At 68.4% G+C, this 14,340-nt stretch carries 10 protein-coding genes and 2 tRNA genes; 7 read left to right on the top strand and 5 right to left on the bottom strand.

What is annotated here, in order from left to right; translation table 11 throughout:
- Positions 1-110: 110 nt before the first annotated feature.
- From ACSJJU_RS04235 to ACSJJU_RS04255, 5 genes are all read left to right on the top strand, one after another.
- The gene (locus ACSJJU_RS04235; protein WP_435913946.1) at positions 111-638 is read left to right on the top strand and encodes an O-acetyl-ADP-ribose deacetylase; all 528 of its coding nucleotides are present in this window, start codon (positions 111-113) and stop codon (positions 636-638) included.
- 348 nt (positions 639-986) lie between these two features.
- Positions 987-2,972 (top strand): putative bifunctional diguanylate cyclase/phosphodiesterase, encoded by a 1,986-nt coding sequence (locus ACSJJU_RS04240; RefSeq protein ID WP_435913947.1) that lies wholly within the window; start codon positions 987-989, stop codon positions 2,970-2,972.
- A 668-nt stretch (positions 2,973-3,640) separates the two neighbouring features.
- The gene (locus ACSJJU_RS04245; RefSeq protein ID WP_435913948.1) at positions 3,641-4,873 is read left to right on the top strand and encodes a hypothetical protein; all 1,233 of its coding nucleotides are present in this window, start codon (positions 3,641-3,643) and stop codon (positions 4,871-4,873) included.
- Positions 4,874-4,978: 105 nt separating this feature from the next.
- Positions 4,979-5,290 carry a hypothetical protein gene (locus tag ACSJJU_RS04250; RefSeq protein WP_435913949.1) on the top strand — a complete coding sequence of 104 codons (312 nt, stop codon included), beginning with the start codon at positions 4,979-4,981 and terminating at the stop codon, positions 5,288-5,290.
- A gap of 92 nt (positions 5,291-5,382) precedes the next feature.
- Complete coding sequence (locus ACSJJU_RS04255) at positions 5,383-7,479, top strand: S8 family serine peptidase (protein ID WP_435913950.1); 2,097 nt, start codon at positions 5,383-5,385, stop codon at positions 7,477-7,479.
- A gap of 176 nt (positions 7,480-7,655) precedes the next feature.
- On the opposite strand, the gene ACSJJU_RS04260 is transcribed toward ACSJJU_RS04255, so the two are convergent.
- Positions 7,656-7,732, bottom strand: a tRNA-Arg gene (locus ACSJJU_RS04260).
- A 93-nt stretch (positions 7,733-7,825) separates the two neighbouring features.
- A complete protein-coding gene (locus ACSJJU_RS04265) occupies positions 7,826-9,811 on the bottom strand; it encodes an FAD-dependent oxidoreductase (RefSeq protein ID WP_435913951.1) in 1,986 nt (661 codons plus the stop codon).
- A gap of 664 nt (positions 9,812-10,475) precedes the next feature.
- Here ACSJJU_RS04265 and ACSJJU_RS04270 point away from each other — a divergent pair.
- Positions 10,476-11,090, top strand: a complete 615-nt coding sequence (locus tag ACSJJU_RS04270) for a TetR family transcriptional regulator C-terminal domain-containing protein (RefSeq protein WP_435913952.1) — start codon at positions 10,476-10,478, stop codon at positions 11,088-11,090.
- A gap of 147 nt (positions 11,091-11,237) precedes the next feature.
- Here ACSJJU_RS04270 and ACSJJU_RS04275 read toward each other — a convergent pair.
- Positions 11,238-11,314 (bottom strand) — tRNA-Arg (locus tag ACSJJU_RS04275).
- Positions 11,315-11,497: 183 nt separating this feature from the next.
- Here ACSJJU_RS04275 and ACSJJU_RS04280 point away from each other — a divergent pair.
- Positions 11,498-12,100: a hypothetical protein gene (locus tag ACSJJU_RS04280; protein ID WP_435913953.1), complete on the top strand. Its 603-nt coding sequence runs from the start codon at positions 11,498-11,500 to the stop codon at positions 12,098-12,100.
- A 55-nt stretch (positions 12,101-12,155) separates the two neighbouring features.
- On the opposite strand, the gene ACSJJU_RS04285 is transcribed toward ACSJJU_RS04280, so the two are convergent.
- Positions 12,156-13,037: a P1 family peptidase gene (locus tag ACSJJU_RS04285; RefSeq protein ID WP_435913954.1), complete on the bottom strand. Its 882-nt coding sequence runs from the start codon at positions 13,035-13,037 to the stop codon at positions 12,156-12,158.
- Positions 13,038-13,051: 14 nt separating this feature from the next.
- Positions 13,052-14,290, bottom strand: coding sequence for a multidrug effflux MFS transporter (locus ACSJJU_RS04290; RefSeq protein WP_435913956.1), 1,239 nt, complete (start codon positions 14,288-14,290; stop codon positions 13,052-13,054).
- Positions 14,291-14,340 lie beyond the last annotated feature (50 nt).

Here is a 14,340-nt window from a genome sequence, read left to right on the forward strand (position 1 = left end):
CTTGGCCTGTCCTTCAGCATCGCTTCGGCGGCAATTGAAACGTTTAATCGAAACGTTTCAGACCGTTAAAAGCAGCGATGAGATTAGCCGCAACCGCACAGGGAGGAAACATGTCAGATCGTCTGGAGGTCATCATCGGCGACATCACGACCCTTGCGGTCGATGCCATCGTCAACGCCGCCAACGAATCCCTCCTGGGCGGCGGCGGGGTGGACGGGGCGATCCACCGCGCCGCCGGACCCGAGCTGCTGGCGGAATGCCGCACGCTGGGCGGCTGCCCGACGGGCGAGGCGCGCATCACCGGAGGCTATCGCCTGCCCGCCCGCCATGTGATCCACACCGTCGGCCCGGTCTGGCGCGGCGGCGACCGGGGCGAGCCCGCGCTGCTGGCCAACTGCTACCGCAACAGCCTGGACCTCGCCTTGCAACACGGCCTGCGCACCATCGCCTTTCCCGCCATCTCCACCGGCGTCTACGGCTATCCGGCGGACGCGGCGGCCCGCGTCGCCGCCCGCGCGACGCGCGACTGGCTCGCCGCCCACCCCGGCGCCCTCGACCGGGTGATCTTCGTCTGCTTCAGCGCGCCCTCGGCGGCGGCCTATCGGGAGGCGGTGGCGGCGCTGGACGGCCCCGCCTGACGCCGCCCGCCGCCCGGCTGCGGCGCTAATTCCTTCGATTTGAAATTGATACGCCGGGGAAAATACCTAATATTCAGAAAGTTGAGTACCCGTTCCGCTCGTTGAGGAGCCGGAATTTCGGGGCTGGATTGTCCGATTGGCAAGGTTGTTGTTGCTGAAGATGTTAAGGTAACCTTAGCATTCAGCATTGTAGCAAGTTGTTCCGCACAAGAGCACGGCCTCATAGCGCGTTCCCTGGGGTTCCGCGGCAAATTCGGGAGTTCAGTATCCAGCATGTCGGTTGCATCTGGTAGCCAACACGACTTGCGCCCTGGTGATGGCGAGCGGTCCCGGGCAGGGCTGGTGGACATGCAGTTGCTCCTCCCCACCCCCGAAACCCTCGTCATTCTGCGCCACGACCAGGACAGCGGCACCGGATTCCTGACCCGCATGCCCCGAATCGCGAGCCTCACCTTCGGCGTGTGCAGCGCCTTGTGGATTCTGGGCTCGGACGTGGTTGTCGAGCTGTTGGCCGACGATCCGGTGCAGCTCGCCAAGATCCAGACCCTCAAGGGCTTTGCCTTCATCATCGTCAGCGCGCTGCTGCTTTATGTGCTGCTGCGGCAGGTCACCCGGCGCACGCTCAGCCAGCAGGCCCGCGCCCAGCAGAATTCGGAGCGCCTGAGCATTGCGCTCGCCGCGACCCGCAGCGGCGTGTGGGAATGGCACATCCCCACCCGGACCTTCCACATGTCCGCGGACATGACGGACCTGATCGGCGCGCGGGCCGACTCGATCGGCACCTGGGCCGATCTGGCGGCGCGCATCCACCCCGATGACCGGAGCATCTTCGGCAATGTGGTGAAGAACTGCATGCAGCAGCCGGACGTGGAGCACTCCAGCCAGTACCGCATCGTGCGGGACGACGGCTCGGCTGCCTGGTTCGAGGCGCGCGGGCGCCTGCTGGCCGACGACCAGGGCCAGCCGATGCGGGTGGTCGGCGTCCTCACGGACATCACCCGCACCAAGGAAATGGACCGCCACATCGAGCGGCTGACCTATTACGACACCCTCACCGGCCTTCCCAACCGGGCGCAGTTCATGCGGCTGCTGGAGGGCCGGATCGAGCAGCGGCGGGCCTCGAACAGCGTGCTGCTGGTGGCGCGGCTCGACATCAACCGCTTCCAGGACATCAACAGCATGCTCGGCACGCAGGCGGGCGACGAGGTGCTGGCCATTCTGGGCCACCGGCTGGAGGATGCCTGCCCGCCGTCCAGCCTGGCGGCGCGCTTCGCCGGGGATGACTTCGCCGTCGCCATCTCCAGCATCGAGAGTCTGGAGGCGGCGCAGGAGCTGGCGGAGGAGCTGGTCCAGACGCTGAACGTGCCGATCGAGCTGCGGGGCGAGACCCTGTCCCTCAGCATCGCCCTCGGGGCAAGCGTCGCCCCGAACGACGGCGACGACGCCGAGACGCTGATCTCCAACGCCGAGCTGGCCATGGTGCGCGCCCGCCGCGACGGCGCGCCGCTCGGCTTCTACGAGACGGGCATGAACGAGGCGTTCCGCGAACGGGCGTTCATGGAGCAGGAGCTGCGCGCGGCGCTGCGGGACGGCGGCCTTTCCCTCGTCTACCAGCCCATCGTGAAGGCCAGCGACCACAGCCTGGTGGGCTTCGAGGCACTGGCGCGGTGGTCGCACCCCAAGCTGGGCGTGGTGCCGCCCTCCGTCTTCATCCCGCTGGCGGAGGCGACGGACCTGATCGGCGAACTGGGCCGCTTCGTCCTGCATACGGCCTGCGCGCAGGCGGCCGCCTGGAACAGCACCCTGCGCCGGCAGCTGCGCATGGCCGTCAACGTGTCGCCCCGGCAGATGGAAAGCGACAGCTTCGTCGATGAGGTGGACCGGGTGCTGACCGAGACCGGCCTCGCGGCGGACTGCCTGGAGCTGGAGGTCACCGAGTCCCTCATCATGCAGAACCCCCAGGCGATCAGCGACCGGCTGCGCCGCCTGCGCGCGCTCGGGGTGCATGTGGCGATCGACGACTTCGGCACCGGCTATTCCTCGCTGGCGGTGCTGCGGCACCTGCCGGTCAGCAAACTGAAGATCGACCGCTCCTTCGTGCAGGATCTGGGCAACGACCAGGGCGGCGACGCCATCATCGCGGCCATTCTGGAGCTGGCCCAGTCCCTGGGGCTGGCCGTCACCGCCGAAGGGGTGGAGACCAGCGACCAGCTGGAAATCCTGCGCCATCACCAGTGCGAGACCGTGCAGGGCTATCTCATCGGCCGGCCGCTGCCGCCCGACGCCCTCGTGCCGTTCATCAGCAACACCGCCGTGGCCGCCACCGCCCGCTGATCTGCGCGAAAACCCGCAGTTTTCCGCAACTCCGGCTCGTTTGTTCGCATTACGCCAATTGTGAGTTGCCAAATTAAGGGGTATTCGAAACGATCTGGAGGCGTATTACAGGCCCCGGCGCGTCTCCCCCCCGAAGTGCTGCCGGTTCCGCCTCCTCCCACAGGGTCCGGTAGCCACGCGCCACCCCCCTCTCTCTTTCAGAGACAGACCAGAAACGCCCCGGGGCGCAGGCCCCGGCTTGCGGCGGCCGCCCGGGCCGCGCCGCGTCATCCAGCGGCGTCATACAAACGAAATGGTAGAAATATATCCGGACAACCGGACCAAAATCTCCCCTCCGGTGTTGAGGCGGATGGAGGCAGGGCCGCGGGTTTCCCACGGGTCTCCCGAGAGTTCCTGTGGCACTTTGGGACGGAAGCGTATTATTGATAGAGGTCCCTTTGCCCAAGTATAAAATCACCTCCACACGTTCCGATTCAAATAAATGAGGCCATCACCGGCCCCACGAGATAAATATAATAAATTAATATAGATTACAGAGCCGCCCTGTTCGTCGCGTTCGCAACCTGTACACTTCCTCCATCCTGAACTTTTCTTTCGTCCGTCGCGTTCCTTTTCCCGCTTTTCACACCCTTATTCATTCAATTTATTTTACCAACAAAGAGGTCAATATGATCGACGTGACAGCAAGTTCTGCCCCCTATTATGGCCAGTACCCCTACGGCATTCTGGACGGCGCGGGGCAATTCGCGCCGCAGGGTCTGGGCGGCGGCTTCCTCGGCGGCACCCTCGGCGGCCTCGCCGGCCGCGCCATCGGCGGGATCTTCGGCAATCAGGGCACGGGCCAGACCGTCGGCAGCACCCTGGGCGGCGTGCTCGGCGGCCTTCTGCCGTTCCAGGCCGCGCCCCAGATACAGCAGCCGTTCCAGCAACAGTTCCAGCAACCCTACCAGCCGCAATTCGCCACGCCGTATGAGCAGCAGTTCGCGCCGCAGGGCTTCTTCGGCAATCTTCTGCGGCAGGTCGGCGCGCCCATCGGCGGGGCGATCGGTGGGGCCTTCGGCAATCAGGGGCTGGGCCAGACCATCGGCGGCCTTGCCGGACAGCTGGGCAACCTCCTGCCCTTCCAGTCCGCACCCCAGATGCAGCAGCCGTTCCAGCAGCCCTTCCAGCAACAGTTCCAGCAGCCGTATCAACAACCGTATCAGCAGCAGTTCGCGCCGCAGGGCTTCTTCGGCAATCTGCTGCGGCAGGTCGGCGCGCCCATCGGCGGGGCGATCGGCGGGGCCTTCGGCAATCAGGGGCTGGGCCAGACCATCGGCGGCCTTGCCGGGCAGCTTGGCAACCTCCTGCCCTTCCAGTCCGCACCCCAGATGCAGCAGCCGTTCCAACAGCCCTTCCAGCAACAGTTCCAGCAGCCGTATCAGCAGCAGTTCGCACCGCAGGGATTCTTCGGTGACCTGCTCAAGCAGTACGGCGCGCCGGTGGGCAGCACGATCGGCAGCGCCTTCGGCAATCAGGGGTTGGGCCAGACCCTCGGCGGGCTTGCCGGGCAGCTCGGCAGCTTCCTGCCGTTCCAGGCTGCGCCCCAGATGCAGCAGCCCTTCCAGCAGCCGTTCCAGCAACAGTTCCAGCAGCCGTATCAGCAGCCATTCGCGGGCCAGCAGTTCGCGCCGCAGGGCTTCTTCGGTGACCTGCTCAAGCAGTACGGCGCGCCGGTGGGCGGGGCGATCGGCGGCGCCTTCGGCAATCAGGGGCTGGGCCAGACCCTCGGCGGACTTGCCGGGCAGCTCGGCAGCTTCCTGCCGTTCCAGGCCGCGCCGCAGATGCAGCAGCCGTTCCAGCAGCCGACCCCGGCCGGCTACTACCCCATCCAGTTTGCCCAACAGCCGGGCATCTGCTGACGGGCGGCCGCCAGCGCTTTGACCCGAGGGGCCGGGACCCGGTTCGAGCCGGGTCCCGGCTGTTCCCTTCCGCACAGGGAGCCCGTCCGCACAAGGAGCAGGGATATGTCTGACGATCGCCGCAGCGACACCGGAGCCGCCGCCCCCGGCGGCGGACTGCGGGACGAAAACGCGGAGCCCTACATCATCGCCCCGCGCGACGCCCGCGACGAGGCCCAGCGGCAGGACCTCCAGCGGTGCCGGGAGGCCATCGAGCGGTCGCCCTCGGCGCAGGTCTCGGAGGCCCGCGGACTTCTGAAAGCCTGGCTTCCCTCGCCCCTTGCCCAACAGCTCCGGCGGGAGTTCGCGGACCGTCTCGTCATCGAGAAGGACAGTCCCCTGCCGGACCCGAGGGTCAAGCCGGACCTCAAGTTCTGATCCTTCCTGTCGCCGTCCTTCGCGTCATCCGCCGGTCCCCGGGGCCGGACATTCACGCCTTTCTTTTTTCCCCGTTTTTCATGGAGGTCATGATGCCGGAACAGAAGAATCCAGATCCCGAAGGCCACAAGAAAAAGGCCGGGCGGGAAGACCAGCCCCGCAGCGGGCAGGGCAACGCCCAGCAGGAGCAGTCCGCCGCGCCCCAGCAATCCGCCGGGCCTTCCCCGCGCGGCGCCTCCGCGCAACAATCCCAGTTCAGCAACGGCGAACGCGGCGAGCGCGGCGAGCGCGGCCCCGTCGGCCCGCGCAAGCGGCGCTATCTGATCGCCCAGCGTCCCCTTCCTCCGGGGATGCAGCCCATGGCCGCCGGCTTCCAGCCGATGAGCACCCAGCAGATCCAGGACGAACTGCGCAGTCTCGGCGCGGACATCGTCAAGGAAATCCACTCCCGCGCCCCGAACCTTGGCATGTTCGCCACGGAGGCCGGGCGGGCGCCCGTGACCACGCCCGGCATCGTGGTCGCCGAACTGGAGCCGGAGAAGGGCGAGCAGCTGCGCCTCTCCGCCGCGTCCCACATGATCGTCGAGCACGACGCGCTGCTGAAGCACTTCGGCTACGGCGCCAGCCTGGAGCTGACCCGCTCGGCGGTCGAGGCGGCGGTCTCGCCCCTTTCCCCCACCGCCTCGGTCAGCCTGTCGGTGCGGGTGGTCGGGCCGGACGGGGAGCCGGTGGGCAAGGCCAGCCTCTGCGCCTACGGGCGCGGCTTCCCGGCGCAATGCACCAGCGATGACAACGGCGTCGCCACGCTCACGCTCATGGGCGGCGGGCCGGAGTCGGTGCAGGCGATCTACGTGAAGCCGGAGGCGAACTACTGGGAGAAGTTCATCCTCCGGCCCTCGCTCAGCGAGCAGGGCGTCAACACCATCGCGCTGCGCCGGCTCGACGAGACCTACCCGGATCTGGAGACCACCGGCATGGTCGGCTGGGGGCAGCGGCTCATGGGCCTCGACCAGCTGGCCAAGGGCATGACCGGGCGCGGCGTGAAGGTGGCGATCATCGATTCCGGTTGCGACAACAGCCACCCGCAACTCGGCCACGTGCGGCAGGGCATGGACCTGACCACCGAGGACGGCGACACCAACGGCTGGACCCGAGACCAGATTTCCCATGGCACCCACTGCGCGGGCATCATCGGCGCGGCACCCGGGCCCGACGGGGCAGGCATCCGCGGCTTTGCGCCCGAGGCGGAGATCCATGCCCTCAAGGTGTTCCCCGGCGGGCGCTTCAGCGCGCTGATCGAGGCGCTGGACCTGTGCATCGAGCACGGAATCGACGTGGTCAACCTCAGCCTCGGCAGCGACGAGGTGTCGGAGCTGGTCACGCAGAAGATTCTGGAAGCCCAGAGCAAGGGCGTCGCCTGCATCGTGGCCGCGGGCAACTCGGGCGGGCCGGTGCAGTTCCCCGGCAACCTGCCGGGCGTGCTGACGGTGGGAGCCATCGGCAAGACCGGCGAATTCCCGGAGGACTCCTACCATGCCCAGACGCTGGACCCCGGCCTGCCGGTGAACAACGGCATCTTCCCGGCCAAGTTCAGCTGCTACGGACCGGCCCTCGACGTGTCCGCGCCGGGGGTGGCGATCCTCTCCTGCGTGGCGGGCGGCGGCTATGCCGCCTGGGATGGCACCTCCATGGCAACGCCCCACGTCACGGGCCTCGCCGCGCTCCTGCTGGCACATCACCCGCTGTTCCAGGGACCGCTCAAAGCCCGCTCGGCGGAACGGGTGGCGGCGCTCTACCAGCTCATCAAGGCAAGTGCGGTGCCGCTGGTGGCCGATATCCAGCGCGGCGGCGCGGGATTGCCGACCCTGCAACCGCTGCTCAGCCTCTCGACGGCCGCCTCGTCCCCGATCCTGCAACCGCCGCAGGCCCGCCTGGATGAGACGGGCGACGCGCGCCGGGCTCCGGGCGTCCTGGACAACATGCCGGGCCAGCTCGCCAACCGGGGCAGCTACGGCGCAGGCGCCTATCCGGGCGCGCAGTTCAGCGGCATTCCGCCGGTTGGCTACATGCCGCTGCCGCAGCTGCCCTATGGCGTCGGCGGCATACCGCAGATCCCGCTGGCAAATCTGCTCGCCGATCCGGCCGCCTTCCGCCTGATCTCCCAGATGCGGGCCGCCGGGCTGATCTAGGCACGGTTGCCAGCCGATCCTCCATCTTCCCGTCCCTTGCAGCCTGCCGGCCCGTCGGCAGGCTGCTTTTTTTCTCGCGCCGCCACAGCCCGAAAGACGGGCGGCAGGCAGCCGAAGCCCTGCTCCCGAGGCGGGAGTTTGCGAAGGATTTCCGTCTGTTGAAGGGGGAAGAAGGGTGGCGCGCCCGGAACGATTCGAACGTCCGACCCTCAGATTCGTAGTCTGATGCTCTATCCAGCTGAGCTACGGGCGCAACCTGCGTGTGGCCCTATACGGACTCCCCGCCGCTGTAAACAGAAAACTTGCCGCTTCCCTTCCTCACGCCCGCTTCCTCAGGCCCGCTTCCTCACGCCAGCGCCCGCGCGGCCATGTGCCCCTCGCGGATGGCGGTTTGCAGGTAGCGGGGGCTGAGGGCATCGCCCACCACCACCACCTGGCCCGCCCAATCCGACAGGGCGGCGGCCAGCGCGTCGTTGGTCCTGTTGTGCGACACCCAGACAACCGTATCGGCCTTCACCGCGAACTCTCCGCCGTAGCGGTAGGCGAGACGGGCCTCGCCCGGCTCCACCGCCAGCAGGCTGGCATAGGGAGAGAAGGCAAACCGGCCGCTCGCCGCCAGCCGCTCCAACGCGGGCTCGGCCGAGAGGCTGGGGTCGAGCTTCGGCGCAAAGCTGGCAAGGGAGGTGGCGAAGTGCACATGAACGCCCAGCTCCACCAGGTATTCCGCCGCCGCGATCGCCTCGTAATGGCCGGCGTCGTCGAAGACGAGGGCTGTCTGCCCCCAGTTCCGGCCCCGCCCCTGCGTCAGCACGTCGATGCTGGAGACCACATGGGGCAGGTCCATGCCCGTGGGCTGCAAGCCCGGCCGCAGGTGCTGCCGGCCATCCACGCGCGGCAGGGACCCGGTGGCAACGATCACCACATCCGGGTTCAGGCTGTGCACGTCCTCCGCCTCGATGTAGGTGTTCAGCCGGACATCGACGCCGAGACGGCGCACCTCCCGCTCCAGCCAGTGGACGATGTCGCCGATGCCCGTCCGGCGCGGCGCCAGGGCGGCCACGACGGCGCCGCCGCCCACATGGGGCATGGCCTCGGCGAGGGTGACCCTGTGCCCCCGCCTGGCGGCGATACGGGCGGCCTCCAGCCCGGCCGGACCGCCACCCACCACCAGCACGGATTTGGGAGCGGCCGCCGGTTCGATCAGATCCTCCGACAGGGTGGCCTCCAGGCCGACCGCCGGATTGACGGTGCAGCCGATCCGGCCCAGCGTCAGCAGGCCGCCGATGCAGCCATGGTTGCAGCCGATGCAGGGCCGCACGTCATCCGGGTCGCCCTCCAGGGTCTTGCGCACGATATGGGGGTCGGCGATGTGGGCGCGGGTCATGCCCACCAGATCGGCCTCCCCGCTGCGGATGATCTGCTCGGCCTCCGCCAGCGTGCGGATACGGCCCGTCACCAGGAGGGGCAGGCGGGTGATGCGCCGCGTCTCCCGGGCATAGGGCAGCTCGTAGCCCATGGGCTCGGACATGGGGCCGATGATCTTGTGCGGGTTGTAGTCGGTGCCGGTGGTGAGGTTGACGAAGTCGATCAGCCCGCGTTCCTCGAAGGCGGCGACCAGCCGCGCCACGTCGGCGGGGCCGAATCCGCCCGGGAGCAGCTCGGTGCCGAGGCGGACGCCCAGCGCCATGGTGTCGGGCAGCACCGCCCGCACCGCCTCCAGCAGCCGGAAGGCAAGGCGCGCCCGGTTCTCGAAAGAGCCGCCGTAGTCGTCCGTCCGGTGGTTGTGGAGGGGCGAGAGGAACTGCTGCACCAGATAGCCGTGGGCCATGTGCAGCTCGATTCCGTGCAGCCCGGCCTCCGCGCAATCGCGGGCGGCCGCTACATAGGCATCGACCAGCGCATCGATCTGGGCCAGCGTCATCGGCCGCGCCTGAATCCCGAGAAGCGCGCCCACCGTGTCCGAGGACGACCACGGCGGCGAGCCATCCAGCTCGGGAATCTCGTTGCCCAGGTGGCCGATCTGCTGGAATACCTTCATGCCATAGGGCCGGACCGCCTCGACCAGGCGGCGGTAGCCCTCCTTCAGCCCCGGCGCGCCCGCGACGAAAAACGGATAGGCCGAGGTGCCGACGCCCAGCGCCTCCAGGATCGTCAGGCCGACGCCGCCCCTGGCCCGCTCCACATGGTAGGCGATGAGCGCGTCGCTCATGGTGCCGCCGCCAAGCCCTGTGCCGTGGCCCGTGCGCACGACGCGATTGGGCAGCTCCACAGGCCCCACCTGCAAAGGACTCATCACATGGCGATAGGCGGACGGCACCTTCTGGTCCGGCATGTTTCTTCCTCCCCCGCCCCCGTGCGGCCCGCGCGCCTTCTGTGGCTTCTCCGGGATTTCTGTTTTTCGGCCGGTTTTCGCATCGGGGCAGGCAGAAGGCTAATGTCGAACACTGTTACAAATGACCTGATCTTTCTGACAGGGGTCCGGCCCGCGTGTTCCTGCTGCGATCAGCCGCACAACGGGATGATTTTGCGAGACAAAAACCAAAAACACCGCCTCCCCGTGCGGGCTCTTGCCGAATCGTTTTTTTTGAATATCGTATAAATTAAGCGATTAACGCTGACCGCCGCGACATCCACGGCTTTGCTCGACAGAGAAGGGCCTGAAGGAGTGAGGAGCGTGAACAAAACGCTGGTCTTGCGCAAGCGTCTGAACCGCCCGCTGAACCCCGGGCCTTTGGAAAGGATCAATGTCTCCCTGCCTCCGGTAACCGGCACCTCTCTCAGCGCCGGTTGCTGACGTCAGGACTTCTCCAGAGAGCACCTGAAGGGGAGGGCCGCTGCGGCGCTCCCCTTTTTTATTTTATGCCCGGCTTTTCCCCGCTTTTCGCTGGAGCCCGCCCCGGGAACGGCACCTATGGAATTGCTTCTAGATGAATCAGCAAATTTACCTAGAAGCAACGAAAGTATAGGTAGGGGCTCCCCGTTACTGAGAGGCGACTGTGCCCAGAATTGTTGATCACGAACGTCGGCGCCAGGACATCGCAAAGGTTGTCTCGAAGCTGGTCCTGGAAGGCGGGACGGAAGCTGTCACCCTGCGGCGGGTGGCGGAACTGTGCGGCTACAGCACCACCGTGATCTGCCACTACTTCGCCTCCAAGGTGGAGATGCTGACCTATACCCAGCGTCTCGCCTGGCAGAACGGGCTGAACAACGTGGTGAAGGCCAGCACGGCGGGCAAGGACCTGCTCGGGTGCCTGGAGATGTGCCTGCCCAATACGCCCAAACGGTGGGAGGACTGGCACTGCTGGCTGGCGTTCTGGGGCCTGTCGCACAAGGAAAAGGCCGTGAAGGCCGCCTGGCGCGAGGGCAAGGACGTGAGCCACGGCATCCTGGCGATGCTGGTGCGCAAGGCGCAGGAGGAGGGCGAGTTCGACCCCGCCTGCGACCCGGAGGAGACGGCCCTGCACCTGCAAATCGCCGTCAACGGCATTGCCACGCTGGTGGCGCAGGACCGGGAAGCCTGGCCCGCCCGCAGACAGCGCGAGGTGCTGGTGCAGCACATCCGCCGCCTCGGCTACATCCCCAAGGAAATCGGAACCCCCGCCGCCGCCTGATCCGCGCCGCCGCGCGGCACGCGGCAGCATCGCAGACAGGGGCATGACCCGGCGCACAAGGCGCAAACGGTCTGTGCATGCGGGAATTGTCCAGGCTTGCCCGGATTTTCGGGGCTTGCGGGACTGTTCGGAAATGCGGGGGAGAAATGGCGCGCCCGGAACGATTCGAACGTCCGACCCTCAGATTCGTAGTCTGATGCTCTATCCAGCTGAGCTACGGGCGCGCAAGCCTCATCGGCTGACGGGGGCGGAAACTATCCAGATCGCCCCCGCCATGCAAGGACTTTTGTTCAGCCTTCCTGCACTTTTTTCCGCCCGCCCTTTTTTCCGATGCGTGCCGCCCTTCCGGCGCTTTCCTGCTCAAAGCCCGTTTTCACGCGGTGGCCAAATGCATTAGGGTGCGCGCCATGATGAACCGCTTCCCTTCGCTTCTTGCCGCCGTGGCGTGCTTCATGCCGCTCTCCGCCTGCGCCAACATGGATGGGGACTGGCCCAGCCTGAAAACGCCCGCCGAGCAACGCGCCGGCACCTGTGACAACCTTCAGGTGGCCATGGCCGACCCCCGCAGCGTCGCTGCCCTGCAACAGGCAGGCGGGGCGCAGCCGCCCCAGGCGCCGCAGGGCGCGGCCGCGCCCGCCGTGGACGCCGCCGCCGTCGCTGCCCGGCTGGCCGAGGAAATCCGGGATTTCCAGGCCGCGCAGACCACCTGGTCCAGCCAGCGCACCGCCACCGAGGCGGCGGTGAACGCCGCGCGCACCGCCGCGCCCGCCTCCGAAGCGTGGGCAACGGCGCAGCTGGAGCTGACCCGCCTCAACCAGGCCGCCGCCCGGTTCGACCAGATTCGCGAGCGGGTCGCCCTCCTGACCGGGGATCTGGCCCGCCTCGCCGCAGACGGCGCGGACGTCTCGGCGCCGCTGGCGGAAGCGGGCCGCCTGCTCGCCCGGATCGACGAATCGGCCGCCACGCATCAGGCCACGGTGACGCCGCTTCAGGCCAGCATGCCGCGCTGACGGGGTGATGTGCTGAAGGCGTGCGGGAGGTGGAAACGCGCCCCGCGCGCCAGGCTCACGCCGCCAGTCCCGCCGCACGGCGCACGGCGCGCACCACGCAGTCCGCCGCCAGCGTGCCCAGCACCGCCAGATCGAGCGGCGCAACCGCCGCCTGCTCCGGCCCGGCGGTGGAGAGGGCGAACAGGGTGTCCCCGTCGAACGGCGTGTGAATCGGGCGAATGGCGCGGGCGAGGCCGTCCTGCGCCATCTGCGCCAGCTTCTGCGCCTGCGCCTTGGTGAGGGGCGCATCCGTCGCCACCGCGCCGATGGTGGTGTTGGTGCCCGGAATGGGCACCTTGGGCAGGGCGACGGCCGCCTCCACCGGCGGCTCGCCCGCGTAGACCTCGCCGAAACTGTTCACCGCGATGAGCGCCGCGACGCGCCAGCCGGTGCGGGGGCAGACGACGCTCGCCGAGCCGATGCCGCCGGGGCGCGAGCCCGCCCGGGCGCCGAACCCGGCCCCGACCGGTCCGTGCGGACACCCGGCGCCCGCCGATTCGCACGCCGTCAGCGCCAGCCGCCGATAGGGCGGCTCCAGGCCCCAGTTCTTGTCGCCGCCGTTGGAGAGGTCGAACAGAATCGCGGCGGGCACCACCGGCACCGGCCGGCCGCCGACCGGCAGGCCGATTCCCTTCTCGGACAGCCACGCCGCCACCATGTCCGCCGCGCCGAGGCCGAAGGCCGACCCGCCCGAGAGCACAAGGCCGTGGAAGCGCTCCACCAGCGTGTGCGGGGCAAGCGCGTCGGTCTCCCGCGTGCCGGGGCCGCCGCCGCGCACGTCAACGCCAATCACCACCGGCGCGTCCGGCAGGATGACGGTGACGCCCGTGCGCACCCGGTCGTCGTGGGCGTGGCCCACCTTCAGCCCGGCAACGTCGGTGAAACGATCCTCCGCCATGGCCGCATCCTTGCCTAGTGCGCCACGGCGCGCAACCGCGGGACCACCCGGCGCAGCAGCCAGGCGGCGGCGGCCGCCGCCACCAGAATGCCCAGCGCCATCGGCAGCGCCGTGCCGTTGTAGGCCGCGCCGGTGGCGGCGGCGAACAGCGCGCCCACGGTGAACTGGAGGCACCCCACCACCGACGAGACCGTGCCCGCGCGGGTGCGGTCCACCTCCATCGCCAGGGCGGAGGCGTTGGGCGTGGTGAAGCCGAGGGTGGCCATCACGAAGAACATGGGCACCAGCACGCCCCACATGCCGCCCCAGCCGGTGACGGCGGAGATCGCCATGAGAACGCCCAGCACCAGCATGGCCGCATTGGCCCGGCGCACGAGGGCGAGCGGGCCGAATCGCCCCAGCAGCACCCGGTTGACCTGGGTGGCGCCGATGAGCGCGGCGGCGTTGAGGCCGAACACCCAGCCGAAATGGGCGGGCGAAATGCCGTAGGTCTCGATGATGAGCCCGGCGGCGTTGCTGATGTAGGAGAACAGCGCCGCGCTGCCGAAGGCGGCGACCAGAGCATAGGCGATGACCGCCCGGTTGGTGATGACCTGCCGGTAGGCAGCGAGCGCCGGCTCGTGCGGGCGGCTCTTGCGGACGCTGGCGGGCAGGCTTTCGGGCAGGGCGAACACGGCCCACACCAGCGCCAGCGCGCCGAACCCGGCCAGAACCCAGAAGACCGCCCGCCAGCCGCCCGCCAGCAGCACGAAGCCCCCGAGCGTCGGCGCGAGGATGGGGGCGAGGCCCATGACCAGCATGAGGAACGAGAAGGTGCGCGCCGCCTCGATTCCCTTGCAGCGGTCCGCCACCACCGCGCGGGAGATGAGCGGCGCGGCCGCGGCCCCCAGCGCCTGCACGAACCGCAGCACGATCAGGATATCCATGCTGGCGGCAAAGGCGCAGCCCACCGAGGCGAGCACATAAAGGACGGCACCCGCCAGCAGCGGCGGCCGCCGGCCGAGCCGGTCCGACACCGGACCATAGATAAGCTGGCCGATGGCGAGCCCGGCAAAGAAGCTGGCGAGCGTGAGCTGACCGGCCGAGGCGGGCGCGCCCATGTCGCGGCTCATGGCGGGCAGGCTCGGCAGATACATGTCGATCGCCATGGGCGTGACGGCCGTCAGCACGCCGAGCAGCACGATGGTCATGGCGGGCAGGCCGTTTGCGTCCGACCGGTTGTCGGCGGCAAGGCGGGAGGAAGAATCAGACATGAACACGCACCGGGTACGAGGAGAACCTTGGCGCGGCAGAGGATCGGGCC

This window comes from Pedomonas sp. V897, from assembly GCF_051304405.1.
Taxonomy (GTDB): Bacteria; Pseudomonadota; Alphaproteobacteria; order Sphingomonadales; family Sphingomonadaceae; genus Pedomonas.

Excerpts from the sequence above, each read along its gene's own strand:
- ACSJJU_RS04235 (WP_435913946.1), top strand. The coding sequence starts at position 111 with ATGTCAGATCGTCTGGAGGTCATCATCGGCGACATCACGACCCTTGCG.
- ACSJJU_RS04240 (WP_435913947.1), top strand. The coding sequence starts at position 987 with ATGCAGTTGCTCCTCCCCACCCCCGAAACCCTCGTCATTCTGCGCCAC.
- ACSJJU_RS04245 (WP_435913948.1), top strand. The coding sequence starts at position 3,641 with ATGATCGACGTGACAGCAAGTTCTGCCCCCTATTATGGCCAGTACCCC.
- ACSJJU_RS04250 (WP_435913949.1), top strand. The coding sequence starts at position 4,979 with ATGTCTGACGATCGCCGCAGCGACACCGGAGCCGCCGCCCCCGGCGGC.
- ACSJJU_RS04255 (WP_435913950.1), top strand. The coding sequence starts at position 5,383 with ATGCCGGAACAGAAGAATCCAGATCCCGAAGGCCACAAGAAAAAGGCC.
- ACSJJU_RS04265 (WP_435913951.1), bottom strand. The coding sequence starts at position 9,811 with ATGCCGGACCAGAAGGTGCCGTCCGCCTATCGCCATGTGATGAGTCCT.
- ACSJJU_RS04280 (WP_435913953.1), top strand. The coding sequence starts at position 11,498 with ATGATGAACCGCTTCCCTTCGCTTCTTGCCGCCGTGGCGTGCTTCATG.
- ACSJJU_RS04285 (WP_435913954.1), bottom strand. The coding sequence starts at position 13,037 with ATGGCGGAGGATCGTTTCACCGACGTTGCCGGGCTGAAGGTGGGCCAC.
- ACSJJU_RS04290 (WP_435913956.1), bottom strand. The coding sequence starts at position 14,290 with ATGTCTGATTCTTCCTCCCGCCTTGCCGCCGACAACCGGTCGGACGCA.